The organism is Velazquezella soli, assembly GCF_977018685.1.
The window spans coordinates 1,364,273-1,390,600 of sequence record NZ_CDRNXF010000004.1 but is presented as its reverse complement, the minus strand read 5'-3'; the positions used below and the strand labels follow the sequence as shown (position 1 = coordinate 1,390,600).

The window sequence follows — 26,328 nt, the reverse complement described above, 5'->3', positions numbered from 1 at the left end:
GCTTCATCATGCTACATGCTTGAAAATTGTGGCGTCCAACGCCGGTGGCGGACGCGGGGTTCCAGCGTGCCCGAAAGAAGATCGGGCAACGCTTTCCCGTTACAACCCTGCCGTCAGGGCTCCGCCACCAAGTTTTGCAACCAGGGCTTTACCCTTTTGGCGCAGGGGGTGTCGGCATATCACCGCGCGGACCGTCATACGGAGGGCCGCCGGCCGGGCCATGAGGCGGAGGGCCACCAGCTGGTCCGTGACGCGGAGGGCCGCCGGCCGGGCCGAGCGCTTCCATGCTGCCGTCCTGGCGAACGATATAGGTCGCGTGCAGGAAGCCGTTGTCGAAGCGACCCTGGACACTGACGGCTTCGTTGAGATCGACAAGCTTGCCGTCGTCTCCCGATGGCCCGGTTTCAACCAGTGCCCGTCCGCTGTCGTCCTGAACGACGAACTTGTTGCCGAATACCTCGGCTACCGTCCCCTTAACCGTCACCAGGCTGTCCTCCTTGACGGCGGAGATGGCGACCGGGTTCATGGGCGCAAGCTCGACGCTCGGCCCGGTCAGCTTCATTGCGCCGGCTCCGGCCGCGGCCCCGATGGCAAGGATCGCCAAGGCCGTGACGCCGAAGGTTGCCATGCGCCCGTTGCCGGTCTTGTGCGGGGGCTTGGGTGCATGCGGCTTGTCGGCCGAACCATCCTTCTGATCGACGGTCGTGTTGTTGTCCGAAATTGACATGGTCTTCTCCTGTTTTGGTATGCCAGGAGAGATTTATCAGCCGACGACCGATAACAGCCTGAACCTTGTGGTTCAGTTTGAGTTAAGCCTTGCCGCCATAGGACAGCGTCTCTCCACCACGGCAAACGGGTTGCACATGCGCGTACTTCTGGTCGAAGACGACACCGATCTTTCCAAACGCATCGCAGCCAGCCTGCGGGCCGAAAGTTTTGTCGTGGACATTGCAAAGAACGGCGAGGATGCCGAGCACGCAGGCCTGACCGAACTCTACGACGTTGCCATTCTCGATCTGGGCCTACCGAAGATCGATGGCGTGTCGGTTCTGAAATCGTGGCGGGCCGCGGGCCGCACCCTCCCCGTCCTGATCCTGACCGCGCGCGACGGATGGCCGGACAAGGTCGAGAGCTTCAAGGCGGGCGCCGACGATTTCCTCACCAAGCCGTTCAAGATCGAGGAACTGGTGCTGCGCATGCGCGCCCTCGTCCGCCGCGCCACGGGCCATGCATCCTCCAAAATCCTCTGCGGTCCCCTGGAGTTCGACGCCCAGCTCGGCACCTTCCAGTTCAATGGCCTATCGCTGAAGCTGACCGCGCTGGAATGGCGCGTGCTCTCTTGCCTGATCCTGCGCAAGGACGTCATCGTCGATCGGCGCGAGCTGATCGAGCGCGTCTACGAAGGCGATGCCGAGGTCGATTCCAATTCGATAGAGGTGATCGTCGCGCGCCTGCGCCGCAAGATCGGCGCGGAACTGATCGAAACCGTTCGCGGCCGCGGCTACATGCTGACGGCAGCGCCATGAGCGGGCTCAACCTATCCGGCCAGGCGTCGATCGCCCGGCGGCTCGCCGGCTTTTCCATCATCTTCGTGACGGCGACGGTGATCGTCGCATCCGTCATTCTCTACCTGATCGTGGCGGGCGTGGTGAGGGAGCAGATCGATCAGCGGCTCGACACCCAGATCGAGGGATTGCGAAATGCACTGACCACCGACAGTGCCGGCGACGTCGTCCTCTCTGCAGACCTCGACGGCCCGCCATTCGATCGTCCGCGCTCCGGTTGGTACTGGCAGGTGTCCGACGATCGGACCCGCATAACCTCCCGGTCGCTGGCCGAGGAAACCCTGGAAAGCCCGCCCCGCCCCTTCGACTGGCGCCACGCGGCGGAGCCCAAGCCACATCCGGCCGATCGTGTCGCCTTCCGCGACGAGACACTGTATCTGCGAACGCTGGAAACGATGGTCGGAGATCGGACGGTCGAGATCATTGCATCGGCGCCGCAATCTTCCCTGAGCGCACCCGCCCGGCGGGCATTGCTGTGGCTGGTTCCTGCGATGCTTCTTTTGGGTGGCGTTCTCGTCGGCGGCATCCTGCTGCAGGTCCGCTACGGGCTTCGACCGCTGAGACAACTGACGTCAGACATCGCATCCATTTCCGCAGGCGGGCTGCCGCGGTTGCCGGATCAGGACGTCGAGGAGTTGCAGCCCGCATCCCGCGAGATCAACCGCCTCGTGGACAAGAATGCCGAGAGGCTCGCCGAAACACGCCTGCATTTCGCAAACCTCGCGCACGGCCTGAAGACCCCCGTTGCAAGCCTGCAATTAGCCTTGAACGGCGCCAACGATCCCACCAGCGAGATGCGCGATCTGGTCGACAGGATCGACCAGCGCATCCGCCATCATCTCGCCCGTGCCCGCAAGACTGCCTCCAGCGGCACCGTTTCGGCAACACAAGTGAACCCCCGCATAGACGATCTTGTGCTTGTCATGTCGCGCATCCACGCTGACCGGGGCATCTCGGTGCAATGCACGATCGAGCCGCAAATTTCGGTTGCCTGTGCGGCCGAGGATTTCGACGAGATCGTCGGCAATCTCCTAGACAACGCGTTCAAATGGGCTGGCAGCCTTGTCGCGATCGATGCCCGCACGGACGGACGCTCGATCGTCATCACGCTCGAAGACGATGGCCCCGGCATCTCCGACGATACGATCGAGAAAGCATTTTTGCCGGGTGTGCGGATGGATGAGACGGTCGCTGGAGATGGGTTCGGCCTGACGATCGCCAATGAACTCGCACAGCTCTATGGCGGAAAGATTGCGCTTCGCAATCAAGACGATAAGGGACTGCGCCAAACCATCACATTGCCGAAAACGGCCGCAGGATCGTCACCCGTTCCAGCTTGAACCGTCCTCTCCCCAACCCCTGGAACAACAATGGCCGCCCCGTTTCCGAAGCGGCCATTGTCTTAAACGTCTCGACAGTCACCCGGCCTGCTGGGACGCAGGCTCCAGATGCTGCCCGCCTCAGTGAGCCGCGACGAGCTTCGTCACGTGCATCTTGTGCATTTCAAGCTTCGGCAGAGTCTTGGCCGCGAACTCCTTGACCGCCGCATCGTCACCGCCCTTGGCATAGGTCGCAAACAAGCTGACCGCTTCCATATGCGCTGCTGCCTGCATGTCGATATACAGCGGCTCGAAGTCCTGGTCAGAAGCACCCTTCAGCATTTCAAGCATGGCCGCATGCTTTGGCGACATAACCGGTGCCTCGTCTCCGAGCTTGGCCGCCTTTTTGAGTTCTTCGCCCGCCATCGTATGATCCTTGATCATCTCTGACGCGAACTTCTTCACGCCGGCATCCTTGGCCTTTTGTTCGGCGAGCTTGCTCGACTCGATCTCGAAGGCGTTGGAGCTGGTGACGGCTTTGACGAAGGACGCCTTGTCGACGTTGAACGCGGCAGCGGCTTTGTCGGCGCTGGCGGGCTGTGCCGCAAAGCTTGCCGAGGACATCAGAAGCGAGAGCGATACGAGCGAGGCTGAAATCATCTTGTTCATAGGGGCTCTCCTTACTTGGCTTTGTCGAAGGCTGCGGTGAGATCGGCGACAGCGAGATCCAGTGCCTGCTTGGCTTCCGGAACCACCTTGCCCATGCCGAAGAACTCGTGTGTCACGCCGTTATAGGTCTTGGTATTTACCGCAACGCCGGCGTCCTTGAGCTTGGACGCATAGGTTTCACCGTCGGACCGCAGCGGATCGATCTGGGCGAGGATCACGGTTGCCGGAGCAACGCCTGCAAGGTCCGAGCGACCGTTGAGGTTAATGCGCGGGTCCTTGGTCTCATCCATGGACGTGACCGTGTTCTTGACGAACCATTCCATATCGGCCTTGCCGAGCGGCTTGGCATTGGCGTTTTCCTTGTAGGACGCCGTTTCCATGTCGTTGCCGGCGACCGGGTAGACGAGAAGCTGGTGAACCGGCTGCTTCGCCTTCATCTCCTTGGCCATCAGAGCGACGTTGGCCGCCAGGTTGCCGCCGGCGCTTTCGCCCGCAACCGCGATCTTGTCGGAGTTGCCGTTCATGTCGTGAATGTTCTCGACAACCCACTTATAGGCCGTCCAGGCATCGTTATGAGCAGCCGGGAACTTGTGCTCCGGCGCATGACGGTACTCGACTGAGACGACGATGGCTTTGGCGCCGAGCGAAAGGGCACGCGGTGCGCCGTCATAGACGTTGATGTCGGCAACCACCCAGCCACCGCCGTGATAGTAGACGACGACGGGGAACGGACCCTTGCCGGCCGGCATGTAGACGCGCGCGGCGATACCGCCTTCAGCCGTCGGAATGGTGATGTCCTTGGTGGTCACCTGCGCTTCGGGATTGGACGACAGGCGCTTTTCCCACTGGACAGCCTTCGCAGCATCGGCAGGGCTTGCCTGTGTGCGGGCTTCCGGAACGCTCAAGCTCGAGAACGGCTTGGCGTCTAGCGCACCAAGCTTGTCGAGCACCGCCTGCATATCTGTGGTGGGTTTTGCCATCTCCTGCGCAAACGACGGGGCGGCAAGCGGGGCGGCCATTATCAGTGCGAGAGGAAGTGCTTTCGCAAACATTGAGGACTTCATGTCGGGTCTCCGGTTTAGATGGCTAGCTAACCGGGACGAGGGCCTTATGTTCCAGATAATGCTGTTTTTTCAGATGCTAATCTACAGATGCTGATTTTCGGCGGACACCGCTTGCCGGGTGCAGCGACGGCGAGTAGCGGCCAAAACCGACAGGCGACCGTTGCCGGCCGCCTGCGATAGTTGTCAGACAGAATTACTATTGGGCGGCGTTATTCCAGAGCCGTCCATCACATTTTCCCAATCGAACGACTTCCGTTTTCGATCAGGTGCGGATCGTAAAATCGACGTCGACGCTTGCCTTGATCGCGTTGGAATATGGGCAGATGTCGTGGGTGACCTCGACGAGCTTCTGTGCGTCGGCTTCCGACATACCCGGCAGATAAACATCCAGGGCAGCGGTGATGCCAAAGCCACCTTCCGAGCGCGGGCCAATGCCGACGGTTGCATCAACGGTCGAACCATCCGGAACCTTGGTCTTCAGCTGCGTAGCGCCGACGCGCAGGGCGCCGAGGAAGCAGGCCGAATATCCAAGTGCAAACAGCTTCTCCGGATTGGCGCCATCACCACCGGGGCCACCGAGTTCCTTCGGCACGACCAGCTGCAGTTCCAGCGTCCCGTCGGAAAGCGCCGTCTTGCCGTCACGGCCACCGCCGGATGCAGTTGCGCTGGTCTTGTACTTCGCGTCGACAGACATAGTCTTCTCCTGGGTTGGGGCGGATGAATTTTCTTAATTCGCAACTCAATTGCACGCCATTGATATCGCGCTCTGCAGCGCCTGTCAATTGCTTGCAATTACCTTGCGCACAATATAGATTGCGCGAATGACAGATATCCCTGAAAAACCGGCATCGGTTGAACTCGACCAAATGCTGTGCTTCGCCGTCTATAGAGCCGAACAGGCCTTCAACCGGGTCTACCGGACTGCGCTGGCGCCGACGGGGCTGACCTATCCGCAGTTTCTCACGATGAAGCTTCTGTGGAGCGAGGGCAGCCTTTCCGTGGGCGAGATCTCGCAAAGGCTCGGCGTCGATTCCGGCACGACCACGCCATTGATCAAGCGGCTTTCGCTGATGGGTCTTGTGACAAAGATGCGCAGGGACGACGACGAGCGCCGCGTCGATATCTACCTAACGGAAAAAGGCCGCGCCCTGCAGGAGAAGTCGGACGCCGTGACGAAGTGCATCGTTGATGCCGTCGGCATGGATCAGCCTCAAGTCAACGCGACCTTGGCGACCATAAACGCTCTCAGCGCGAAACTGAGTGGAACCACGTCCGACCTCTAAGGACGCAGGCGCACGACACCCTCCTCAAAACAGGCTCACGGGATCGTGCCCTTCCCGGATCCGTCAACTGTCTCATCTACGTCCTCGCCGGACACGATCGACAGGAGGATGTCATGTCGGACACCAATTCACTGCCGCCACCGCCCGACCTTTGCGAGACGGTCTTTTCTGCCTGCGAGGACAAAGCCGGCCTTCCCCTCAGTAAGATGATCATTCTCGGCATGCTTGCCGGCATTTACATCGGCTTCGGTGGACTGTTTGCGACGGTGGCACTGGCTGGCGCCGACAGCCTTCCCTTCGGCGTCGCGCAGATCCTCGCCGGCACGGTGTTTTCGCTCGGTCTCGCACTGGTGATGGTCGCCGGCGCAGAATTGTTCACCGGCAACACACTGATGATCGGTCCGGTGGTTGCCGGACGGATCCCCGCTGGACGGGCGGCGGGGGCGTTGACGACTGTCTATCTGGCCAATTTCGCCGGTTCGATTGCGCTCGCTGTCGTCGCGGTTTTCGCCGGCTTGCATGAGGCCGGCGACGGAGCGGTCGGTCGCGCGGCATTCGAGCTTGCTGACACGAAGACTGCCAAGGGGTTCGCAACAACGCTTGCAAGCGGCATCCTTGCCAACACGCTTGTCTGTCTCGGTGTCTGGCTGGCCTATGCGGGCCATACGGTCACGCAGAAGATTTTCGGTCTGCTTCTGCCGGTCGCAGCGTTCGTCGCGGCAGGCTTCGAGCACTCCATCGCCAACATGTATCTGCTGACCTATGCCACTCTCGTCCAGGGCATGCTTGAACCCTCGACGGCGCTGTTGGGCATCAGCGACATCTTCGGCAACTTGCTGCCGGCAACGATCGGGAATGTGATCGGCGGAGCCTTCGTGGCCCTCGCCTATTCTGCGGCTTACGGAAAGCCGGTTAAGAAGTGACCTCGGCTCAGAGGGTCTTGAGCAGTCTCAAAAGAGCAAGCATTTCCAGAGGGCTGCGACGCTTGAAGGCGATGTAGGTCGGCTCTTCGGCGCCATGGAACCGGCGCTTGAATGCCGCCTGTCCCTGCAGGTTGAAGATCCTCTTGTTGATGGCCGGCGACTTGTAGGCATATTCGAACCTGCCGCGCCAGAACGCGCTTTCCGCAAACCCGCTTGTCGTGATCGCCGCAAGGGGCGAAAGCCCAAGCGTCACCAGCGACCTGCCCTCTTCCCTGAAGCGGTCCGTCGCGAACTTCGTCAGACCGATCTCGGCATGCGGGGTCGTCCCCGTCTTCTTCCGCTTGAACGTGGACGTGTATCCCGTCACCTGCCCCGCATCGAAAATCGGATCGAAATCGAGCACGGCGATGGTTTCGCCTTGCGGATCGAGGATTAGGAACCGGCGCATATGCGCCGACAGCTCGGCTTTGAACGGCCTGTTCAGGAAACACATTTCCCGCCGACGGACGATGCGGCCAGCGCGCCATTCTTCGGAAACGGCCTTGATCTGGTCGGGCCTGGCGAGACTGCCGTCACACTCGACAATCCGGTAACCGTTCTTCAGCAGCCACCGCTCGGAGTAGCGGACCGTCTCGTTCTTCTTTCCGGCAAACGAATGCTCGTTGAGCACGAGATGGGTATCGACGCCCATCTGATTGATCCGGTAGCCGAGCCGAGACAGTGTCTCTGCCGTCTGCCGGCCGATCTGCACGAAACAGGGACGTTCGGCCGCTGCGACGAAATCGGACACGTACCGGGCACGATCGGCCTTGTCGGCGACAGGATCGCCCAAGGCAAACATGTGCCCCATCTTCGTCGCGTAGGCGATATATCCCTTGTCGTCGCCGAAGTGGCTGAGGTTCTTCTGAACCGCCGTCGAATACGCCAGCGAGAAGTCGCCGTGTTGCCGGCAAAGCTCCATCCTGCGTTCATCTGACAACTGAGCGGACGCGAGATTCGGAAGGCCACGGTCAAGAACCGAGTCGATATACCCGCGGAGGCCTGCCATACGATTTTCCTCAAAGTCGATGTCCGTACTTTTGGCATGCGCGTCTTACGGTACATAGAGATATTCTAAACTGGGAGGGCATCTCCCCGCTGTTTCAGGATTGGGTGTTGCAGCAGCGCATGTTTTTCAGCATTGTCTGGCCATGAATCTGCCCGCTGAGCCTCTCCAAATCGAAGATGTCGTGGTCATTGGTGCCGGGCTTTCTGGAATGACCGCCGCCTATGAGCTGGGAAGGCGCGGCATCCGCGCCCGAATCATTGCCCGTGAAGAGCAGGTCGGATCGACCTGGCGCAAGCGCCATCCGCAGCTCTCTCTCAACACGCATCGCGACATTTCCCACATGCCGGGGCTGCAATACCCGAGCGGAACCTCGGCTTTTCCCAAACGGGACGTTGTTGCCGCTCATCTGGCACAGTTTGCCCGTGACAACGCCCTTGATATTGAACACGGCGTTTCGGTTGAGGCGTTGAGCAGACGCGACGGCGTCTTCCATCTTGCAACATCCGCCGGTCCGGTTTTGTGCCGCAACGTCGTGGTCGCCACAGGACGCGATGGCGATCCGTGGCAACCTTTGTTCAAGGGTGCGGAAAACTTCGGCGGACAAAGCATACACGCTTGCGAGTTCGGGGATGCGAAGCAGTACCGGGGAAAGCGGGTGCTGATCATCGGCGCCGGCAATTCGGGGTTCGACATTGCCAATCACCTGGCGAAGGTCGATCTGGCCGACTGCTGGTTTTCCGTTCGCACCGGTTCATCGGTCCTTCCCAAGCGTTTGTTCGGCGTGGCCGTCCATAAATTCTCGCCATGGCTGGCACGTCTTCCCACGCCTTTGGTCGATATCGCGATCTCGCTGACGGAACGCATGGCCTTCGGGGATCTGACCAAGCTCGGGTTTCCCAGATCATCGCACAAGGCCGCAACGCGGCTTGCCCGCGATCATGTGGCGATCCCGGTGGATGACGGCGCTATCAAGGCCGTACGTGAAGGCCGCATCAAGGTTGTCGGCGAAGTTGTCGAATTCACGCAAGCCGGCACCGTTCTGCACAAGAACGGCGTGGTGACAGCCCCGGATGTGATCATCTACGCGACCGGTTACGGCGCGCAGCATCAATCGCTTCTTGGCGAACTGGCCATCGAGAACAGTCACGTCCCATCCCCGAGCGGCCCTGATATTCCAGGCCTCTGGTTCATCGGCATGACGCCGGGCCTTATCAGCTATTTTCACAATGCCAGAGAAGAAGCCGTAGAGATGGCCGCCGCGATTCGATCGCGCCTGGACACGGACGCGCGCTCAGGCCGTTGACACAGAGTTTTGCCAACCGGTGATGCGGCGGACAACGGCCCCCATGGAACATTTTGCCGTGCCCACCCATTCCTGACTGAGCCTCTACAGTCTTGTAGCAGCCGAATGGGAGATATCATGGACGATAACAAGAACGCTCAGGAAGCCGTCGAAGAAACTGGCAAGAAAGCGCCGGCGACATCGGATAGCCCTGCCGCCGGTCCGCACGCCAAGCCTGAATTGATGGATGAGAGCAAGACGCCTGGTACGGGCTCGTTGCCGGATACGGATGACGAGAGCGTTTCGCCGGGCGGCGGCTGAGGACCCGCGAAGACAATGACAAAAAGCCCAGCGCAGGCATTGCAGGATGAAAGCGCCGAGTGGTTCGCGTCCCTTGAGCCGGTCAGGCCTCAGGACATGGTCGGCCTGTGGAGAGGCCGCGGCCACCCGTCCGACCATCCGCTCGATGGCGTCCTTGAAAACCTGCGCTGGTTCGGAAAGCGCTTCCATCCGGACGGGCGGGCTGATGCGCTGCTTTTTGAGGGCGCACCGGGCAGGCTGGTTGCAGTCGACCCGAAAGTGTTTCCCATCCGGTGGGCGATCCGTCTTGCAAGGTTCGGCCGCACCTCGAGCGCGGTGAACCTGTTTTCCCACATACGCCCGCGCGTGCGCGCAAAATCCACCACCGCATCCCTGGAAAACAGGATGGATCGCGACGTGTTGACTGCCGCGATGGTCTACGACCAGCAACCGATTACCGACATGTTCCGGCGGATCTCCGATACAGAGATCGCGGGCAAGATGATCGTCGAAGGCGACCCACGCCGGTATTATTTCCGTCTCGAGAAAGTCGTCGATTGACCGCTGCGCAAACGGTCCTCGCCGCCTGCGATCACAACCACATTGGTCGGGCGGAACAAGGTGAACAACACAGGGTTATCTCTGCACTTCAACCCTGATGTGGAACGCCTCATGAAATCTCTCGCCATTGCCTATGTGGCCACTCTTGTTTCCTTTCTCGCAATCGACGCTGTGTGGCTCGGCCTTGTTGCCGGCAAGATGTACCGGGAAAAACTCGGCGACCTCATGCTTCCCTCTCCCAATCTCGGGATCGCTGCGATCTTCTACCTCTTCTTCGCGGTTGCGATCGTCATCTTGGCGGTAAAGCCGGGTCTCGATGGAGGGTCCTTGTGGGTTGCGATCGGATGTGGCGCATTGCTCGGTCTGGCCGCCTACGGCACCTATGACATCACCAATCTCTCGACTTTGAAAAACTGGCCGGCTTCGCTTGTCGTCATCGACATGATCTGGGGAACAGTCCTGACGGGCATCGCCAGCGCCTGCGGTTACATCGCAGCCCGCTCCATGAGCTGAGCTTGATCCGCTCAGTCCGCCCCCGTACGAAGCAGCTCCGTCGTTGCTCCCTGCTTCCCAGCCATTGGAAGCAGGGGAAAGTTATGATTTATGAGCGGCCGTAGAAGACTCTTCTAGCACCTGGAACAAACGACCGGTAACCGCGTTCCTGTGCGCGCGCTGATGAAGGACGGTAAGGAATTGACGCTGGAAACCAATCCAGAGTGTCGAAATCTATTCGACGTATATGACTGGGAATCCTCAGATATCGGCCCGAAGGATCGCTGGGCCGTGGAGTTGCGGACTCTGGTGAACGTCATGCTCGGGTCGCTGCAACCGATGCTGATCGTGTGGGGCCCCTCACAGACCACGCTCTACAACGACGGCTACGCCGAAATGTGCGGCAAGCGGCACCCGGCCGCATTTGGAAAACCCTTCGGCGAACTGTGGCACGACATCTGGGATCAGGTGGAGCCGATCATTTCTGCAGCCTATGCCGGACAAGGTACGTCGATGGACGATATCGAGTTCGTCATGCATCGCAACGGCGTTCCCGAAGAAACGCATTTCGCCTTTTCCTACACGCCGGTCCGAGACCCCTGGGGAACGGTGCTGGGAATGTTCTGCGCCTGCACCGAGCAGACATCGACCGTGGCGGCACGAAACGCCGAACGGACCCTGCGGGAGCGCTTCGAGCAGGTCTTCGAGCTCAGCCCCGGCGGTATCGCCATGCTGACCGGACCCAATCACGTCTTTGAATACGCCAACGAAGTGTACTACTCGATGATCGGCAGCGGCCGCGACATCATCGGCAAGACCGTCGCCGAGGCCGTGTCGGAAGTGGTCCGCCAGGGTTACATCGACATCCTCGACAGAGTTTACCAGACGGGCGAACCCTTCGTTGCGAAAAACCTTCGGATCGAATTGAACAGAGGAACCGCCGGCGAAAAGCAAGACCGGGTCATCGATCTCGCCTATCAGCCCATGGTGGAGGACGACGGCAAGGTCATCGGCATTCTCGTTCAGGCAATCGATGTCACGGAGCTTCGAGCGGAGGAGGAAAAACAGGCACAGCTGTCGCATGAACTGGGGCACCGCCTGAAAAACCAGCTTGCAATGGTGCAGGCGATCGCATCGCAGACGCTTAGAAATTCGACAGACCTCGCCAGCGCCCGCGTCCGCCTTTCGGACCGAATCGCCGTCCTCAGCGCCGCCCACGATACCATTCTGCTGGGCGGTATGGGCGCCTCGACTGTCACGCAGCTCGTCGACAAGATGACGTCCCTTCACGACGACCCTGCAAATCCCCGCATCACCGTTACAGGCACGAATATCAAGGTCGGCTCGCGCCCTTCGCTCTCTCTCTCGTTGATCCTGCACGAACTGGCGACGAATGCAGTCAAATACGGAGCCCTTTCGCTTCCGGACGGGCGGGTCAATATCCAGTGGAAGATCGCCGGCCCGAAATCGGATCGCTTCGAACTTATCTGGAGCGAGACAGGCGGGCCGCCGGTGCAACAACCCGAAGGCCCCGGTTCCGGTTTGCGTCTGATCAATGCCGGGCTTAACGGGACCGCAGACAGTACCGTCGCCTTCACATTCCAGCCTTCAGGTCTCACCTTCCGGATTGACGCAGACCTCCAGGGTTTCCAGCAGGAACATTGATGAAACATCATCCCATCCTCGTGGTCGAAGACGACGGTCTGATCCGCATGGATCTGGCGGACGTCCTCAGCGACAGCGGCTTCGATGTGGTCGAAGCCGCCAATGCCGATCAGGCGCTTGCGCTTCTGGAGGCCGGCATTCCGGTCAAGGCGATGCTGACGGATATCGACATGCCGGGATCGATGAACGGCATCAAACTCGCAAACCTGACGGCTTCGCGGTGGCCGGAATGCAGAATCATCGTCATCTCTGGACGTTTCTCGCCCGATCAGGGTAGTTTGCCGCAGGGAGCACGCTTCCTGTCGAAACCGATCTCGGAACGCCAGCTCAGCGTCGCGCTCTTCGAATTGGGATTATCTTCAACGATCTGAATGAGGTACATCGAGATCGCCCACCGCGAAAGAACCACGAGATGACAAGACCTCTGTCCAATATTGGCAACGGCCGGATGGCGAGGCTGACGGCTGAATACGACTGGTCGCCAACATCGCTGGGACCGATTTCGTCATGGTCCGAAGCGCTGACCTCTGTCATCGAAATGATGCTGGGCCAAAAGCATGCGATCTGCGTGTTCTGGGGGGAGCAACTCAACATCCTCTATAACGATGCCTACGCACCGCTTCTGGGCGCAAAGGAAGCCGGCGCCCTCGGTCAGCCTGCCAAACAGGTCTGGTCGGAAATCTGGCCGGATATCGAGCCTTTCGTCAACCAGGCGCTGTCGGGAGATGGAACCTGGGCCGAGGAACTTCCTCTGACGATGCGGCGCAACGGATACGACGAAGAGACCTTCTGGACCTTTTCCTACAGCCCGCTCTACGAGAAGGGCGAGATCAAGGGCATGATCAACATCGCCCTCGACGCAACGCCGGGAGTGCTCGCCCGCAGGAACCAGCGCGCATTGCAGCGCGAGCTGGTACACCGCGTCAAGAATACGCTTGCGGTAACAGCCGCGGTCGTTTCCTCGACGCTGCGTCAGGCAAGCAGCCTCGACCAGGCAAGGGCCACCGTCTCGGACCGGATCGCCGCGCTTGGGAGCGCGCAGGAACTTCTGCACGATTCTGCCGACAACACCCCCGTCCGGGGGATCGTCGAGGCAGCCCTTGCAGCGCATCTCGATCGGTCCGATCGTGCGGTGATCTCCGGGCCGGACCTCTACGTGGCATCGCAGCAGGCGATCGGACTCTCGCTCGCGGTCTACGAACTTGCGACAAACGCCGTGAAATACGGCGCCTTATCCACAGAGACCGGGCGGATCGGAATTTCGTGGGAAGTGACTGCGGATGGGACGTTCCATTTGGTCTGGCAGGAAACCGGGGGCCCACCCGTAATGGCTCCGGCCAGGACGGGATTTGGATCACGGCTGACCAACAAGATCGTGCCCGCGTATTTTGAAGGCGAAGGCAAGACCCTCTACAACTTCGACGGCGTGCGGTTCGAGCTTCATGGCAAGATCCAGACCGGGCGCCTGAACAGCGCCCGGGAGAACGCTGCCGCCCTGGTCTGACGGGGCTTCGGCAGACGGGATTTGGCCGCGATGACGATCTCGACATAAAGTCAGGCGGGCTCAACGTCGCTCGGCGTTGCATCCACCGCACGGGTATCGACTTTGGCGACAAGCTCGCGAGGATCGAAATAGGCCCGGAACGACTTGATCTTTTCGCCATCGCTTTCGAGAACGCTGACGCCTGAATAGGCCACGGACTGCCCCTCGACAACCGCGTCACTGCGCCATTCGAGTATCGCGACGCCATCGGTTTCGACGACGTTGATGAATTCGGACTCGATCGTTGAAAACGCGGCGCGATAGGCCGTCCAGAACGTCTGTGCGGCTCCCGACTCGGCTGAATCATGGATCGACAACGGGTTGGACAGGACAGCATCGTCGCGGAACAGGCGGGCGATAGTATCGACGTCGCTGGACTTTTCCAGACGATGAAGGGCAGCGATGAAATTGTCGGCCAGTTGGGTCATATCGGTTCCTTCTTGGATCTTGCAATTGGAACCAGCACCGGACGATGATGTTCCAGACAAAGACGAAGCGCATTCCGGAGGAGGTCGTCATGACGGTCGTGCGAAAGGGTGGATGCCTCTGCGGCAAGGTGACATTCAGTGTGGCGGGCGAACCCACGCGGGTTGGGCTCTGTCACTGTACCGACTGCCGTCAGGAGAGCGGATCGGCTTTCACCTATTTCGGCATCTGGCCTGCTCATGCTTTCTTGAGTGAAGGAACGACGGCCGAACAAGGGGGACGGCGCTTCTGTCCGTCGTGCGGTTCAAGGCTTTTCGCCTGCGACGAGCACGAAGCCGAGGTCAAGCTCGGAAGCCTGCGCGACGCGCCTTCGGGTATAGTGCCGACCTACGAACTCTGGATCAAACGACGGGAGCCATGGCTTGCCGCGCTGCCGGACGCGGAGCAGTTTGACGAGGACCGACCTTAGCACCCGAACGGTGCCCCGTGCTTGTTGCTAGCGATCAAACCGGTCGCGCAGAAAAAGCACGGCTTGCCTCGCCTCTTCGGACGAGATCGTGTGCCCGACCTGGGGATAAAGTTTCAAAGTAACGTCGTAACCCGCGCCCCGCAGCTGGCCGGCGGCGGCAACGGATGCCACGGACGGGATCGTCTGATCCGCCTCGCCATGCATCAGAAGAACCGGTATCTTCGAGGCCGAGGCCTTGGGCGGCAGCGGCAACAGGCCGGCAATACTGACGACTGCGCCGACCTTCCAGCGCCCGGAGGATACGGCATCCAGCGCCATGATTGCACCCTGAGACACGCCGACAAAGGCGACACTTTCCAGATCACCTTTGAAACCTTCGCGTTCGACGATGTCGGACATCAGGCTGTTGAAAGCCTTTCTGGCACGCTCAATACGGTCCGGCCGCAGCACCTGATCGTCGACCGCAAACCACTGACGACCGCCGGACCGATGCGCAAACGGCGCATCCGGCGCGACGAACCGCGTGTCCGTCAGGATCGACTGCCAGGAAGTGCCGATGGCCGCCATGACCGAACCGGAGCCTCTGATGCCGTGCAGGAAAATCACCAGACGACGCGGTTTCGTTTGAGAGGTTTTGATGGCAACTTCTCCTTTCGCCTGATCGACAAGAGGGACGCCCGCCTCGATCGGCCCTGCAACCGGTTTTGGCGCGCGCAGGTCAGCGCGCGTTCCCGAGGCATCCACGGCATGAGCCGGGCTGGACAGAAGCGTCATCAAGAAGATGGAAGCAGATGTGAACGGGACGGCGAAGTTCAGGCGCGGCATGGGTATTCCTGATTGATCCCACCCGAAACCACAGCCATCCCAAATCGTTCCGGAAACCCGCGGCAACGATTGCCCCTCGGCGATTACACTTTCGTGTAGTGACCCGATCGACTTTGGGACAGTTGGCACCATCGGCGGCGCCGAAACAACGCCATGCGATCAGACCGCGGCAACGGTTCCGGCGCGGACATGACAGGCGGCCTCCCTGCCCGGCCCGGTCGAGACCAGCGGCGGGTGCGTGACGTGGCAGATATCGACAGCCAGAGGACAGCGGGTCACGAACTTGCAACCCTTGGGCGGATTGGCGGGGCTGGGCAAATCGCCCTTCAGCACGATCCTCTGGCGCTTTCGCTGCGCCACCGGATCTGGAAGCGGCACTGCCGACAAAAGGGCTTCCGTATAGGGATGCACCGGGCGCGCAAACACATCGTCCGTCCGGCCCGTTTCGATCAGATGCCCGAGATACATGACCGCAACCCTGTCGGCAAAATGCCGGACGACGGAGAGGTCGTGGCTGATGAACAGGTAGGACAGACCGAACCGCCTCTGCAGATCGAGAAGCAGGTTGAGGATCTGCGAGCGGATCGACACATCGAGGGCGGAGACAGGCTCGTCGAGGATCAGCAGTTTGGGGTTGAGCGCCAAGGCCCTCGCGATCACGATCCGCTGTCGCTGCCCGCCCGAAAACGCGTTCGGCTTGCGCTCCGCATGCTGTGGATGCAGTCCAACGAGGGCGAGAAGCTCGGCGACGCGCTCGGCCCTCTCTGCAGCATTGCCGACACCATGGATCGCCAGCGGCTCGCCGATGCTCTCGCCGATCGACATTTTCGGATTGAGGGCCGAAACCGGATCCTGGAAAACGATCTGTACCTCGCGGGACAGGGCGCGCCGAGACGCGGTCTCGCCATGAACGATTGGCTTGCCCTCGAACAGGATGCTGCCTGCCGACGGTTTGGTCATGCCCAGAATGGCCGCGCCGAGTGTGGATTTCCCGCAGCCCGACTCGCCCACAAGAGCGACGCTTTCGCCGTGGGCGATGTCGAGATCGATGCCGTCGACGGCCTTGACGAACCCGGTCGGACGTCCGAGCAGGCCGCCGCGGATGGGAAAATGCACCTTGAGGCCGGACAGCGACAGAAGCGGTTCAGTCATAGCATTTCTCCCACCCGTTCCGAATGCCAGCAGGCGGCACTGCCCTCGTCACGGCGAGGCGCAAGCGGCGGGATTTCGTCGAGACAGTGCTGGTCCGCCAGCGGACAGCGCGGGCTGAAGCGGCAGCCGACCGGCCACTGGCCGATGTCGGGCACAAGCCCCTCGATCGTCGGCAGCAGCGCCTTCGGCTTTCCGTCCAGCCGCGGGATGGTCGATAGCAGCAGCCGCGTATAGGGGTGTTCCTGACGCGCGAAAATCGTATCGACCGGCGCCTCCTCGATGATCCGCCCGGCATACATCACCGCAACCCGGTCCGCCATATCGGCAACCACGCCCATATCGTGGGTGATCAAAAGGATGGCGGTTCCGGTCTCGTCGCGCAGCCTTTTCATCAGGTCGAGGATCTGCGCCTGAATGGTGACGTCGAGCGCCGTCGTCGGTTCGTCGGCGATCAAAAGTTTCGGTTTGCAGATCAGCGCCATGGCAATCATCGCCCGCTGGCACATGCCGCCCGAAAGCTCGAACGGATATTGGCCGGAGCGGATTTCCGGCTCCGGAATACCCACCTCTTCCAGCATGGCGATCGCGGCACGATGGGCGGCCTTGCCGTCGAGCCCGCGATGCACGACGAGGCTTTCCTCGATCTGCCGGCCGATCTTCATCAGCGGGTTGAGTGAGGCGACAGGTTCCTGGAAGATCATCGCAAGATCATTGCCGCGCAGCTGTCGCCGTTTGGCTTCCGGCACGGTCAGCAGGTTTTCTCCACCGAACAGGACGCGGCCGCCATCGACCCGGGCGACCTTTGGCAGCAGGCCCATCACGGAAAACGCTGTCATCGACTTTCCGCAACCGGACTCGCCGACGACGGACAGGATCTCGCCCTGATCGACGTGGAAACTGACGCCATCGACCACCGGCTGCGCGCCGATCGAAACCCTGAGGTCATCAACCACAAGCACAGGTCCGGTCATGTGCGCTCCGCCCCGACGGCCGCAAGCGGATGGTTGGGATGCGCCATCCCGACATTCTCTGCTCCGTCGCGAAGAACCGCTGACGGAATGGAGAAATTCACCGGGTAGAGCGTATCGGCGATGATCTCGACCGGAAACTCCTCGCCGAGCCGTGATGCGACATCGGGTTTCGCCTTGTCGTTGACCCGCAGCGTGACGCCGCTCGCATCGATCCGCGGCGCGTGCATCGCCTCTTCCAGCGACATGCCGAAGGCTGCGACATAGGAGAGGATCTGCGCCACGGCCGGCATGATCTGGCGTCCGCCGGCAGCCCCGAGAGCAAGCTTCGGCCGCCCGCCCTTCGTTGCGATAATCGGGCACATATTGGCCAGCGGCCGAGCGTTTGCGGCGATCGAATTGGGCTGTCCGGGGCGTGGATCGAACCACATCATGCCGTTGTTCATCAGAAGGTCGCTCGAAGGCAGAACCACTTTCGAGCCGAAGCGCGACAGAAGCGTATTGGTCAGCGAGACCATCGTGCCGTCGCGATCGACAACGCTGATATGCGTGGTGCAGCTTTCTCCGCTGCTCCCGTGGCCAAGCGTGCGCAAGCGATGCTCGGACGCGCGACGAATGGCGCGGCCAAACGCAAGCGCCGTCCCGCCGGACAGCGGGCCATCCTGCGGCAACGTTCCGTCAAGCTCGGACAGTGCCTCGACAAGCGTCGGACCGCCGGAAAGACCCGGCATCGCATTGATCGTCATGCCGCGGTAGTCGATCTGGAGCGGGTCGGACCAACGCGGCTGGTAGTCGCGCATTTCGGCAAGGTCGATCGGCGATCCGCCGGCGTTGAGATCGCTGACGATCGATGCTGCGGTTTCGCCCTCGTAAAAATCGCGGGCACCGGCCTTTGCCAGTCGTTCCAGCATGGTCGCCTTGCGCGGCATCGGGATTGTGCTGCCCGGTCCGATTTCCTGCACCCGCGGCGCGCGGCCATCCTTCAGAAACAGCTGCGACGATGCCGGGAAGCGTGCGAGGCCTTCCGTATCGATGGCAAGACAGAGCACCGTGAACCAGTCGAGCGCGAGACCGCGGCGGGCATGGTCGATCGCCGGCTGCAGCGCCTCGGCAAAGCTGATCGTGCCGAACCGTTCCAGCGCTGCCGAAAGGCCTGCAATGGCGCCAGGAAGGCAGATGGAGCTGTAGCCGATCAGGTTGCGATCATCCCGCACCTGCGGCCAGTCGAACCAGTCCCCGTCGCGGCCCGCCACGACAGGATAATCGGCAGGATCGATGTTGCGCGACGAGCGGACGTTGAAATCGAGCGTATCGACCCGGCCGTCCTGCCCGTCGGCCCGCAGCAAGAACCCGCCACCGCCGACGCCCGAAAGCCAGGGCTCGACGACGCTGAGCGTCAGTGCAGTCGTGACGGCCGCATCCATGGCATTGCCGCCGCGCGACAGCACATCGGCGCCGCTTTCCGCTGCCATCCAGTTCTGGCAGGCAACGAGCCCGCCGGCACTGCGCCGCTCGCCCTTCTGCACGTTCCAGTGTTCACCCATGGCTATGTCCAATATCCTGTCCGAACCTGCGGGTTCCGATCGCCTCGGGAGCCTTGCCATTAACGGCAAAGCGGCCGGCATTGCCGGATGTGGCGTGGTGATGAGCAATCTCGGCGGCCGTCGCGATCCAGCTGCCCTTTTCGGAAGTGATCGTATCGAGCAGTTCTTCGAGAAGCGCGATGCGCTGGGCACGGCCGGAAATCCAGTCATGTACCGTTAGCGTGAACAACCCGCCAAAGCGGTGCAGCGCCTGCCATTCCGCGATCCAGTCCTGCAGCACGGCGCGGCCGGATTGATAGGGCCACTTGTCGCGGCCTCCCCCTTCGAACTTGAAGAAGATCGCATCGTCGAGCGCCCATTGCACCGGGATCTCGACCACACCGTCGATCTCGTAGGGATGATCAAAGCCCGAGAGCGAGGAATCGTAGGCGAGGCCCACACGACGCAGCTCACGCAGCATATGCGGCGTCATTTCCCAGGCCGGAGAGCGGAAGCCGACGGGCTTTACCCCGGTTTCCCGCGTCAGCAGTTCCATGCTGGCTTCGAGCGCGCCGGTAAATTCGTCGTCGGAGACTTCCGAGACGATCTCGTGGAAATAGCCGTGCAGACCGATCTCGTGGCCGCCTTCGAGAATGGCGGCAAGCATCTCGGGGTTGGTCTCGGCCGTCAGCGCCGGCACGTAGAAACTTGCCTTCGCCTCATAGCGGGCGAACAGGTCGAGCAGCCGGTAGATCCCCGTGCGCGGACCGAAGCGGCGGATTTCGAGCGTGCCCATCCGGTCCGGCACATGGTCCTTGTTCGCCCACATGAACGGCACATGCGCATCCACGTCGACCGACAGCAGCACTGCCGACTGCTTGCCTTGCGGCCACTCATAGGCTGGCCAGGGAGACTTTATCTGCAGGGGATTTGACATCCGACCTCGCTTGAAGCGCTTTTTACAGCGCCTTTTTCTTTGCCTGGAAAACGACCTGGGAGCCGATCGAATTGCCGCCATCGACGGTGACAGTCGCGCCGGTCATGTAGGCGCCGCCCGCTGATGTGACATAGAGAACCGCCGACGCGACATCCTGCGCCGACGACGTTCTGCCAAGCGGTATGGAGGCTGTGACTGTGTCGATATGATCCTGCGCCAGCGCGCTGACATCGCTGCCGGAAATGAACCCCGGCTCCACCGCATTGACGCGGATCCCGTATTCAGCGAGTTCCAGCGCAAAACCCTTGGTCAGGCGGTCGAGCGCCGTCTTGGATGTGCAATAGGGAACCACCGTCGTGCGCATTTTCCGCGCGGCCCCGGACGAAATGTTGACGATCGAGCCTGGCTTGCCGGCGCTGATCATCTGCTTGGCAAACAGCTGCGACAACAGGAACGGCGCGCGCAGATTGACGCCCATGATGTCGTCCCAGTCGTCGATCGAGATGTCGAGCAGGAACCCCGACGGATAGATGCCGGCATTGTTGACGAGAATATCCGGAGCGCCCCAGCGTCCCGAAACCTCATCGGCAAATGCGGTCATCGAGCCGGTATCGGTGAGATCTGCGGCGATCGCCAGATGGCCGGTGCCGGGCAGCGTCGCCAGTTTCGCCTCGAGCTTTTCGGCATCGCGGTCGGTCAGGCAGACCTCTGCCCCCTCGCGCGCAAACGCATCGACGATCCATCCGCCGATGATGCCGCAGGCACCTGTGACGATGACCTTCTTCGCCTTGAATTCATTTTCGAAATTCATGAAAACTCCTATCGCCCACGCGGATCGAGGCGGTCGCGGGCATGATCGCCAATCAGATTGATGGAGAGAACCAGCAGAAACAGCGCCAGTCCCGGAAATGTCGCGATCCACCAGGCAGACCCGACATAGTTGCGGCCGGTGGAAAGCATTGCGCCCCAGCTCGCCGTTGGCGGCTGCACCCCGAGGCCGAGGAACGAAAGTCCAGCCTCGAACAGCACCATCAGGCCGAACTCGAGCGTCGCGACGACGATCAGGCCGCCGGCGATATTGGGAAGGATGTGGCGCCACAGCAGCCGGAACCAGCCTGCGCCCATGAACCGCGAGAGCCTGACATAGGGCATGTTCGCGACCGACAGCGTCTGGCCGTAGGCAACGCGCGCGTAACGGGGCCACCGCGTCAGAGCCAGCACGATGACCACGTTGGAAAGGCTCGGGCCGAGTACCGCAACCGTGATGATCGCGAGAAGAATGGCGGGCACCGACAAGACGATATCGACCAGCCGCATGATGATGGTTTCGACCCAGCCGCGATAGAAGGCAGCGATCATGCCGAGCGCGCTTCCGAAAATGCCCGACAGGATGACCGAGGCGAAGGCAACCAGCAGCGACACCCTTGCGCCATAGATCGTCCGGCTGAGAACATCACGGCCGAGTTCGTCCGAGCCGAGATAATAGACAAGGCCGCGGCTTTGAAACCCCGGTGCCTTCAAGCGCGCCAGAAGGTTCTGGGCATTGGGATCGAGCGGCGCCACGAGAGGCGCAAAGATCGCCATCAGCACCAGAGCGACCAGAATGGCGGCAAAGGGCACCACAGTCCACGGCATGCGTCGTGAACGCGACGCCGTCCGCGGTGCGGGAGTGGTCACTGCCATCAGGCGCTCCCTTCGATGCGGATGCGCGGATCGATGATGCTGTAGAGCAGATCGGCGACGAGGTTGAGAACGATGGCCGTGATGGCGCCGAGCAGAACGACGCCCTGAACCAGCATGAAATCACGCGCGTTGATGGCCTGGACGGTCAACTGGCCGAGTCCCGGCCAGGCAAACACCGTCTCGACGATCACGGCACCCGCCAGAAGATTGGCGATTTCGAGAGCTGCAACGGTTACCACCGGGATCGCGGCGTTTCGCAGCAGATGCCGCATCACGATGCGGATCATCGGCAAGCCCTTGGCGTGGCCGGTGCGGACATAGTCCTTTTCCAGTTCGTCGAGAACCGCGGTGCGCGAAACACGGGCGAAGGTTGCCATGGAGAGAAGACCGAGCGCGATCGAGGGCATGATGATGCTTGGCCAGTCGCGCGCGCCGGATGGCGGCAACCAGCCGAGCCACACCGCAAACACCATGATCATCAGGATGGCGCTCCAGAATGTCGGCATCGACTGTCCCGCCAGAACCACGCCCATCATCGCCTTGGCATCCGCCGAGCCGCGGCGCACCGCCATCGCCACACCCAGCGGAATGCCGACACCGAAGGCGACGACGAGCGCGCCGCCGGCCAGCATCAGCGTATAGGGAAGACGGCTGGCAATCAGCGTCCAGACCGGCACGTTCTGGACATAGGAGCGGCCGAAATCGAAGGTCAGAAGCGCGCCCATGTATTCGAGATACTGGACCGAAAGAGGCCGATCGAAACCGAGCGACGCCCTCAGCGCCTCGATGTCAGCCTTGGTGGCATTTTCAGGCACGAGCAGCAGAACGGGATCCCCCGCAAGCCGCTGCAGAAAGAAGATCAGCGTCATCACGCCGATAATGGCGATAAGGGCCTGGAACGCGCGCTTGAGGAAGAATGCCGGCAATATTGCAGTCCACTTCGTGACTTGCGGGCAAAACGGCCCCGCAACCGGGGCCGGCCCTGAACCGAAATCAATCGGTCCACTTCATCCGGTTGAGAAACAGGCTTTCATTCGCCGTCGGCTGCCATTCGAGGTTTTTCGCTGCGCCGTAGATGATCGCGGCCTGATAGATCGGCACCATCGGCACCTCCTCAACGACGTAGGTGCTCACCGTCTTGTAGGCGTCGAGACGTTTTTTCTCATCCAGCGTGTTGCGGGCGTCTTCCAAGAGCTTGTCGATCTTCGGGTCGGCGATCGAAGCCCACGCGCTGGACGAATGCAGCAGCGAGAACAGCACGCCATCGACATCCTGGCAGGCGCAGGACCAGCGCCCGAAGGAAATTGGCGGCTGGCTGGCCGGCGCACTCTGGGCCTTTTTTAGATAGGTCGCCATATCCGTCATCTCGATGTTGACGGTCAGGCCGGTATCGCTGATCATTTGTGCCACCGCCTGGACGATGCGCTGGTCGAATGTCGGAGATGTCGCAAAAGCGACCGACTTGCCGGCCGCACCCGCTTCCTTGATCAGGCGCTTGGCCTCATCAAGATCATAAGGGTAGCCTTTCAGGCCTTCCACGTAACCAAAATGCGCCGATGTCGCCATCTGGTCGAGCGGCTTGTCGACGCCACCCAGAAGACCGTCGACGATCCCCTGCTTGTCGATGGAGCGAGCGACCGCTTCACGCACGCGCTTGTCGTTGAATGGCGGAAGGTTCGGGTTGAGCTTCACATAGCCGATCCGCTCGGTCAGAACCGATAGCGGCTTGGCGGCGCCGGAGCTCTTGAGCTGCTCGGAAAGATCCGCATCGAGACCGACGACGAGGTCGCTGGCGCCCGCTTCGAGGTTTGCAATGCGCGTGGCGGCATCTGGCACGGCGCGGAATTCGGCGGTCGGGAACACGCCCTTTTCGCCCCAATAGTCGTCGTTGCGGGCGAGCGAAACCGAAACCCCGCGCTGCCATGCGGCGAACTTGTAGGGGCCGGAACCAACAGGCGCGGCATTGAAGCCGTCATTGCCCTTTTCCTCGACGACGTGCTGCGGCACGATCGACAGCTTGACGAGCTGGGCAAGCAGCACCGGATAGGCGCCATCCGTCTTCAACGTCACTTCGTGTTCGCCGGTGGCTTCCGCCGACAGGATCTTGTTGAACTGGCCGAGCTGCGGGCTGGCGAATTTCTTGTCGATGATGCGGTTGACGCTGAAAGCGACGTCTTTGGCGGTCAGCGGCGTGCCATCGTGGAACTTGACGTCGCTGCGGATCGTGAAGACGATTTCGCTGTCGGAAGAGTATTTCCATTCGGTGGCGATCTGCGGCGCGATGGCACCGGCATCGTCACGGGTAACGAGGTTGTCGAAGATATTGCGGTAGACGTAGTAGCTGTCCGGGTTCCACTGCTTGTGCGGATCGAGCGACGAAGGCTCGTTGACGAGATCAACGACCAGCTGATCCTTGGCCATTGCCTGGGACAGGACCATTGGCGAACAGGCCAGAAGCAGGCCTGCCAGAGAGGCTCGCATCGAACGACTGACTATCATCATCTACAATGTCCTTGTTTTTCCAGTGGGCGGTTGAGGTCGCTGATTGCGACCCGGTTTATCTTTGTTCGCGGCGCGACGGCCGGACTTGCGGCCAACCATCGCGTCGGTTTCGAGAAAGCGATCGAGCAGATAGGCTTCCAGCGCCACGTTGGCGGACGCGAGATGTGCGATTGCATCGGCGGTGCGGCCCTCGACGAGAGCCTCCGCGAAAGACGAAAACCTCGTCGGCAAAAATTTTGCGCGCCCGCTCCGCTCGAAGAAGTTCACGAGCCTGTTGGAGCGATCCCAGAGGTCCGCAAGAAAACCCGCGACGACAGGCATGCCGAGGGCGTTGACGAGGAGATCCAGCATGTCCCGCTCGCAGCGACGAATGGTGGGTAGCACATCGCCTCCCAGATCCGGCCGCTGCAGCAGCGCCATATGCATCTGGGACAGCGTGGTCAGCCGCCGTCTAGCGGCGTCGTCGAGAGCAGCCGAGCACAGTATCGGATCAAGGTGGCGGCGTGCGGCTATCAGTTCGCGGATCTCTGCCGCGGAAATCGGAGCGACCTCCCAACCGCTGCGGGCAGTCGAGGATACAAGCCCACTCGCCTTCAGCCGCGCCAGTGCGGCGCGTACGGCACCGCGACCGAGCGCGAATTCGGTGGTCAGCGAAGTCTCCGACAGACGCTCTCCCGGCATCAGAACGCAACCGACGATCGCGCTCCTCAACGCCCGTTCCGCCACTCCCGCCTTGCCTTCCGGCGGCGCGGGAGATGCATATGCATCTGTATCCAACATTGCGATCTGCCCTCTCAGATGCAAAGTCTGACATCCCAGTTTGCGTTGGGAAAGCGATAATTTTCCAATCTGGTACGCAAACCGAAGTAATTGTGCCAAAATGCTGAAACCAGCGCTTAAAAGCGCGGTCGCCGAATACCCAAGCCCTAAAACGACAAAACCCGCCGTGGTGAACGACGGGTCTGATCAATGGTCTGGTAGCTCGTTTACTTCTTGGCGGAGCCGCCGCGGGGCGACGCCTTGCGGCCTTGGCTGTGCGCGCCGGTCGTCTTGGCATCATAGCCTTGGCCGTGATTTGTGCCACCGAGATGACCACCGCCGCTGGTATTTGCAATCTGTCGCTCAGCCTTCTTGAGAAGCAGCGCCGCATCGGTCTTTTTCATGATTGTCTTTCGGTATGTTTAGAATGAAAAAAGGCCGGGCAAAATTGCACCGACCTTCCTCATCGTCGCTTCATTCACCGGTGCCAGTACATCCGTGGTCAAAGGTAGGAAGCGAAAGCGGCAGTTGCGAACATCGAATAGCCCGACGCTCATCAGCAATGCCGATGCGCAGACCATGTCATGAGAATGTGTTCCTAACAAGTTGAAGGCACTGCTCGTCTGGCAGGACCTCAGATGAGTCATTTCGCACCAGGCATTCATCCGGCGTGCTACAGCCGAAATCGGCATTGACGCTAGAGGCCCCGCGGACCATCTATCCCTGATGCCAAAACAAAAGACGAATGAGGCGCCGGAACTGTTCAAACAGTGGCCCCTGCCTCCCAAGGCAACGCTCGGCTCGGCGGTCCGCGCCAAGGGGATCCTGCTGGAGATCCGCGCGCGCCTGCCTATGGCGTCGCGCAAGTTGCTGGATCTCGATGGAGGCAGCCTTGTGCTTGCGATGCCCGAGACGTCGAAGACCGAATTTCGTTTTGTGTCGGGCGTTGTCAGCCAAGCGCTCGTCGGCATCGAAAGCCTCGCCGTGATACCGCGCGAAATCCAGGATATCCTGACGATCTCCCCGACCGAGCGACTTCGTTGGCTCACCGATGGCCGCTTGCCCAGCGCCGGAACTCGCACCGTGCGGCTGGCGGGACGCGCGAAGAAGATCACCTTCCGTGTCTTCGATCTCCGCCTCGTCGAAGAGCTGCTCGACGGTGGCACGGTCGACGAGTGGCGTGAGGACGACAAGGCGATGGCGGCGGAAAACAGACGGCGGGTCGCGCTCAAGACGAAGCTGACCCGATCGCTGAAGACCGCCGCCAAACGCCAATCGACGGCTGGAAAAACGGCTGATGACAACGAGGGCGCGGGCCTGTCGGGCTGGGAAGAATTCGGGCGCGACGGGTTGCTCGGATAGTCCCACAG

30 protein-coding genes are annotated in these 26,328 nt (G+C 61.2%); 13 read left to right on the top strand and 17 right to left on the bottom strand.

Translation table 11 applies throughout. The annotated features are described in order from the left end of the window. Nucleotides 1-148: 148 nt before the first annotated feature. Entirely contained in the window at nt 149-727 is a 579-nt protein-coding gene (locus AC0JZ8_RS10250) for a hypothetical protein (protein WP_471892420.1), read from the bottom strand. A 136-nt stretch (nt 728-863) separates the two neighbouring features. Here AC0JZ8_RS10250 and AC0JZ8_RS10245 point away from each other — a divergent pair, with 136 nt between their 5' ends. Together AC0JZ8_RS10245 and AC0JZ8_RS10240 are read left to right on the top strand one after the other, a co-directional pair. Then, a complete protein-coding gene (locus tag AC0JZ8_RS10245) occupies nt 864-1,526 on the top strand; it encodes a response regulator transcription factor (RefSeq protein ID WP_062455050.1) in 663 nt (220 codons plus the stop codon). Continuing rightward, nucleotides 1,523-2,905 carry a sensor histidine kinase gene (locus tag AC0JZ8_RS10240; protein WP_471892419.1) on the top strand — a complete coding sequence of 461 codons (1,383 nt, stop codon included), beginning with the start codon at nt 1,523-1,525 and terminating at the stop codon, nt 2,903-2,905. Before AC0JZ8_RS10245 ends, AC0JZ8_RS10240 begins: the two co-directional genes overlap by 4 nt. A gap of 120 nt (nt 2,906-3,025) precedes the next feature. Here the strand turns inward: AC0JZ8_RS10240 and AC0JZ8_RS10235 are convergent, their stop codons facing one another. The 3 genes from AC0JZ8_RS10235 to AC0JZ8_RS10225 all read right to left on the bottom strand — a co-directional run bounded on the left by AC0JZ8_RS10235 (nt 3,026) and on the right by AC0JZ8_RS10225 (nt 5,311). Further along, nucleotides 3,026-3,553 (bottom strand): DUF4142 domain-containing protein, encoded by a 528-nt coding sequence (locus AC0JZ8_RS10235; protein ID WP_471892418.1) that lies wholly within the window; start codon nt 3,551-3,553, stop codon nt 3,026-3,028. Between the two features lie 11 nt (nt 3,554-3,564). Then, nucleotides 3,565-4,617: an alpha/beta hydrolase gene (locus AC0JZ8_RS10230; RefSeq protein WP_471892417.1), complete on the bottom strand. Its 1,053-nt coding sequence runs from the start codon at nt 4,615-4,617 to the stop codon at nt 3,565-3,567. A 262-nt stretch (nt 4,618-4,879) separates the two neighbouring features. Further along, complete coding sequence (locus AC0JZ8_RS10225) at nt 4,880-5,311, bottom strand: organic hydroperoxide resistance protein (protein ID WP_062582523.1); 432 nt, start codon at nt 5,309-5,311, stop codon at nt 4,880-4,882. 127 nt (nt 5,312-5,438) lie between these two features. On the opposite strand from AC0JZ8_RS10225, the gene AC0JZ8_RS10220 reads away from it, so the two are divergent. Both AC0JZ8_RS10220 and AC0JZ8_RS10215 read left to right on the top strand, forming a co-directional pair. Continuing rightward, nucleotides 5,439-5,900, top strand: coding sequence for a MarR family winged helix-turn-helix transcriptional regulator (locus AC0JZ8_RS10220; RefSeq protein WP_092659993.1), 462 nt, complete (start codon nt 5,439-5,441; stop codon nt 5,898-5,900). A 113-nt stretch (nt 5,901-6,013) separates the two neighbouring features. Then, nucleotides 6,014-6,823, top strand: a complete 810-nt coding sequence (locus AC0JZ8_RS10215; RefSeq protein ID WP_471892416.1) for a formate/nitrite transporter family protein — start codon at nt 6,014-6,016, stop codon at nt 6,821-6,823. Between the two features lie 7 nt (nt 6,824-6,830). On the opposite strand, the gene AC0JZ8_RS10210 is transcribed toward AC0JZ8_RS10215, so the two are convergent. Continuing rightward, nucleotides 6,831-7,871, bottom strand: coding sequence for a phosphatidylglycerol lysyltransferase domain-containing protein (locus tag AC0JZ8_RS10210; protein WP_062455036.1), 1,041 nt, complete (start codon nt 7,869-7,871; stop codon nt 6,831-6,833). Nucleotides 7,872-8,013: 142 nt separating this feature from the next. Between AC0JZ8_RS10210 and AC0JZ8_RS10205 the strand changes: the two genes are divergently transcribed. The 7 genes from AC0JZ8_RS10205 to AC0JZ8_RS10175 all read left to right on the top strand — a co-directional run bounded on the left by AC0JZ8_RS10205 (nt 8,014) and on the right by AC0JZ8_RS10175 (nt 13,675). After that, entirely contained in the window at nt 8,014-9,174 is a 1,161-nt protein-coding gene (locus AC0JZ8_RS10205) for a flavin-containing monooxygenase (protein ID WP_471892415.1), read from the top strand. Nucleotides 9,175-9,291: 117 nt separating this feature from the next. Beyond that, nucleotides 9,292-9,474, top strand: a complete 183-nt coding sequence (locus tag AC0JZ8_RS10200; protein WP_062582515.1) for a hypothetical protein — start codon at nt 9,292-9,294, stop codon at nt 9,472-9,474. A 15-nt stretch (nt 9,475-9,489) separates the two neighbouring features. Continuing rightward, on the top strand, nt 9,490-10,014 hold the full coding sequence (locus AC0JZ8_RS10195) for a GXWXG domain-containing protein (RefSeq protein ID WP_209901695.1): 525 nt from the start codon (nt 9,490-9,492) through the stop codon (nt 10,012-10,014). Between the two features lie 111 nt (nt 10,015-10,125). Continuing rightward, nucleotides 10,126-10,527, top strand: a complete 402-nt coding sequence (locus AC0JZ8_RS10190) for a DUF2177 family protein (protein ID WP_092659988.1) — start codon at nt 10,126-10,128, stop codon at nt 10,525-10,527. Between the two features lie 270 nt (nt 10,528-10,797). Then, entirely contained in the window at nt 10,798-12,171 is a 1,374-nt protein-coding gene (locus tag AC0JZ8_RS10185; RefSeq protein ID WP_471892414.1) for a PAS domain-containing sensor histidine kinase, read from the top strand. Then, nucleotides 12,171-12,542, top strand: a complete 372-nt coding sequence (locus tag AC0JZ8_RS10180) for a response regulator (protein WP_062455024.1) — start codon at nt 12,171-12,173, stop codon at nt 12,540-12,542. The genes AC0JZ8_RS10185 and AC0JZ8_RS10180 overlap by 1 nt, the downstream gene beginning before the upstream one ends. A gap of 41 nt (nt 12,543-12,583) precedes the next feature. Next, a complete protein-coding gene (locus AC0JZ8_RS10175) occupies nt 12,584-13,675 on the top strand; it encodes a sensor histidine kinase (protein ID WP_245341542.1) in 1,092 nt (363 codons plus the stop codon). Nucleotides 13,676-13,725: 50 nt separating this feature from the next. Here the strand turns inward: AC0JZ8_RS10175 and AC0JZ8_RS10170 are convergent, their stop codons facing one another. Further along, nucleotides 13,726-14,142: a nuclear transport factor 2 family protein gene (locus AC0JZ8_RS10170; protein ID WP_174196267.1), complete on the bottom strand. Its 417-nt coding sequence runs from the start codon at nt 14,140-14,142 to the stop codon at nt 13,726-13,728. A gap of 47 nt (nt 14,143-14,189) precedes the next feature. On the opposite strand from AC0JZ8_RS10170, the gene AC0JZ8_RS10165 reads away from it, so the two are divergent. Further along, the gene (locus tag AC0JZ8_RS10165) at nt 14,190-14,609 is read left to right on the top strand and encodes a GFA family protein (RefSeq protein WP_471893352.1); all 420 of its coding nucleotides are present in this window, start codon (nt 14,190-14,192) and stop codon (nt 14,607-14,609) included. Nucleotides 14,610-14,636: 27 nt separating this feature from the next. Here the strand turns inward: AC0JZ8_RS10165 and AC0JZ8_RS10160 are convergent, their stop codons facing one another. From AC0JZ8_RS10160 to AC0JZ8_RS10110, 11 genes are all read right to left on the bottom strand, one after another. Then, a complete protein-coding gene (locus AC0JZ8_RS10160; RefSeq protein WP_471892413.1) occupies nt 14,637-15,434 on the bottom strand; it encodes an alpha/beta hydrolase in 798 nt (265 codons plus the stop codon). 159 nt (nt 15,435-15,593) lie between these two features. Beyond that, nucleotides 15,594-16,586, bottom strand: coding sequence for an ABC transporter ATP-binding protein (locus tag AC0JZ8_RS10155; RefSeq protein WP_192077507.1), 993 nt, complete (start codon nt 16,584-16,586; stop codon nt 15,594-15,596). Next, nucleotides 16,583-17,557 carry an ABC transporter ATP-binding protein gene (locus tag AC0JZ8_RS10150; RefSeq protein WP_471892412.1) on the bottom strand — a complete coding sequence of 325 codons (975 nt, stop codon included), beginning with the start codon at nt 17,555-17,557 and terminating at the stop codon, nt 16,583-16,585. The genes AC0JZ8_RS10155 and AC0JZ8_RS10150 overlap by 4 nt, the downstream gene beginning before the upstream one ends. After that, a complete protein-coding gene (locus AC0JZ8_RS10145; protein WP_471892411.1) occupies nt 17,554-19,098 on the bottom strand; it encodes a gamma-glutamyltransferase family protein in 1,545 nt (514 codons plus the stop codon). Before AC0JZ8_RS10145 ends, AC0JZ8_RS10150 begins: the two co-directional genes overlap by 4 nt. Then, nucleotides 19,091-20,014, bottom strand: coding sequence for a polysaccharide deacetylase family protein (locus AC0JZ8_RS10140; protein WP_092659974.1), 924 nt, complete (start codon nt 20,012-20,014; stop codon nt 19,091-19,093). Before AC0JZ8_RS10140 ends, AC0JZ8_RS10145 begins: the two co-directional genes overlap by 8 nt. A gap of 22 nt (nt 20,015-20,036) precedes the next feature. After that, nucleotides 20,037-20,825, bottom strand: coding sequence for an SDR family NAD(P)-dependent oxidoreductase (locus AC0JZ8_RS10135; protein WP_471892410.1), 789 nt, complete (start codon nt 20,823-20,825; stop codon nt 20,037-20,039). Between the two features lie 8 nt (nt 20,826-20,833). Continuing rightward, complete coding sequence (locus AC0JZ8_RS10130; protein WP_430253384.1) at nt 20,834-21,697, bottom strand: ABC transporter permease; 864 nt, start codon at nt 21,695-21,697, stop codon at nt 20,834-20,836. Continuing rightward, nucleotides 21,697-22,623: an ABC transporter permease gene (locus AC0JZ8_RS10125; protein WP_062460129.1), complete on the bottom strand. Its 927-nt coding sequence runs from the start codon at nt 22,621-22,623 to the stop codon at nt 21,697-21,699. Before AC0JZ8_RS10125 ends, AC0JZ8_RS10130 begins: the two co-directional genes overlap by 1 nt. A gap of 67 nt (nt 22,624-22,690) precedes the next feature. Then, a complete protein-coding gene (locus tag AC0JZ8_RS10120; protein ID WP_471892409.1) occupies nt 22,691-24,199 on the bottom strand; it encodes an ABC transporter substrate-binding protein in 1,509 nt (502 codons plus the stop codon). Continuing rightward, nucleotides 24,200-24,979 (bottom strand): GntR family transcriptional regulator, encoded by a 780-nt coding sequence (locus tag AC0JZ8_RS10115; RefSeq protein ID WP_471892408.1) that lies wholly within the window; start codon nt 24,977-24,979, stop codon nt 24,200-24,202. Nucleotides 24,980-25,185: 206 nt separating this feature from the next. Beyond that, on the bottom strand, nt 25,186-25,362 hold the full coding sequence (locus AC0JZ8_RS10110) for a hypothetical protein (protein WP_165699875.1): 177 nt from the start codon (nt 25,360-25,362) through the stop codon (nt 25,186-25,188). A 322-nt stretch (nt 25,363-25,684) separates the two neighbouring features. Here AC0JZ8_RS10110 and AC0JZ8_RS10105 point away from each other — a divergent pair, with 322 nt between their 5' ends. Next, entirely contained in the window at nt 25,685-26,320 is a 636-nt protein-coding gene (locus AC0JZ8_RS10105) for a hypothetical protein (RefSeq protein WP_471892407.1), read from the top strand. The last annotated feature ends 8 nt before the right edge of the window (nt 26,321-26,328 follow it).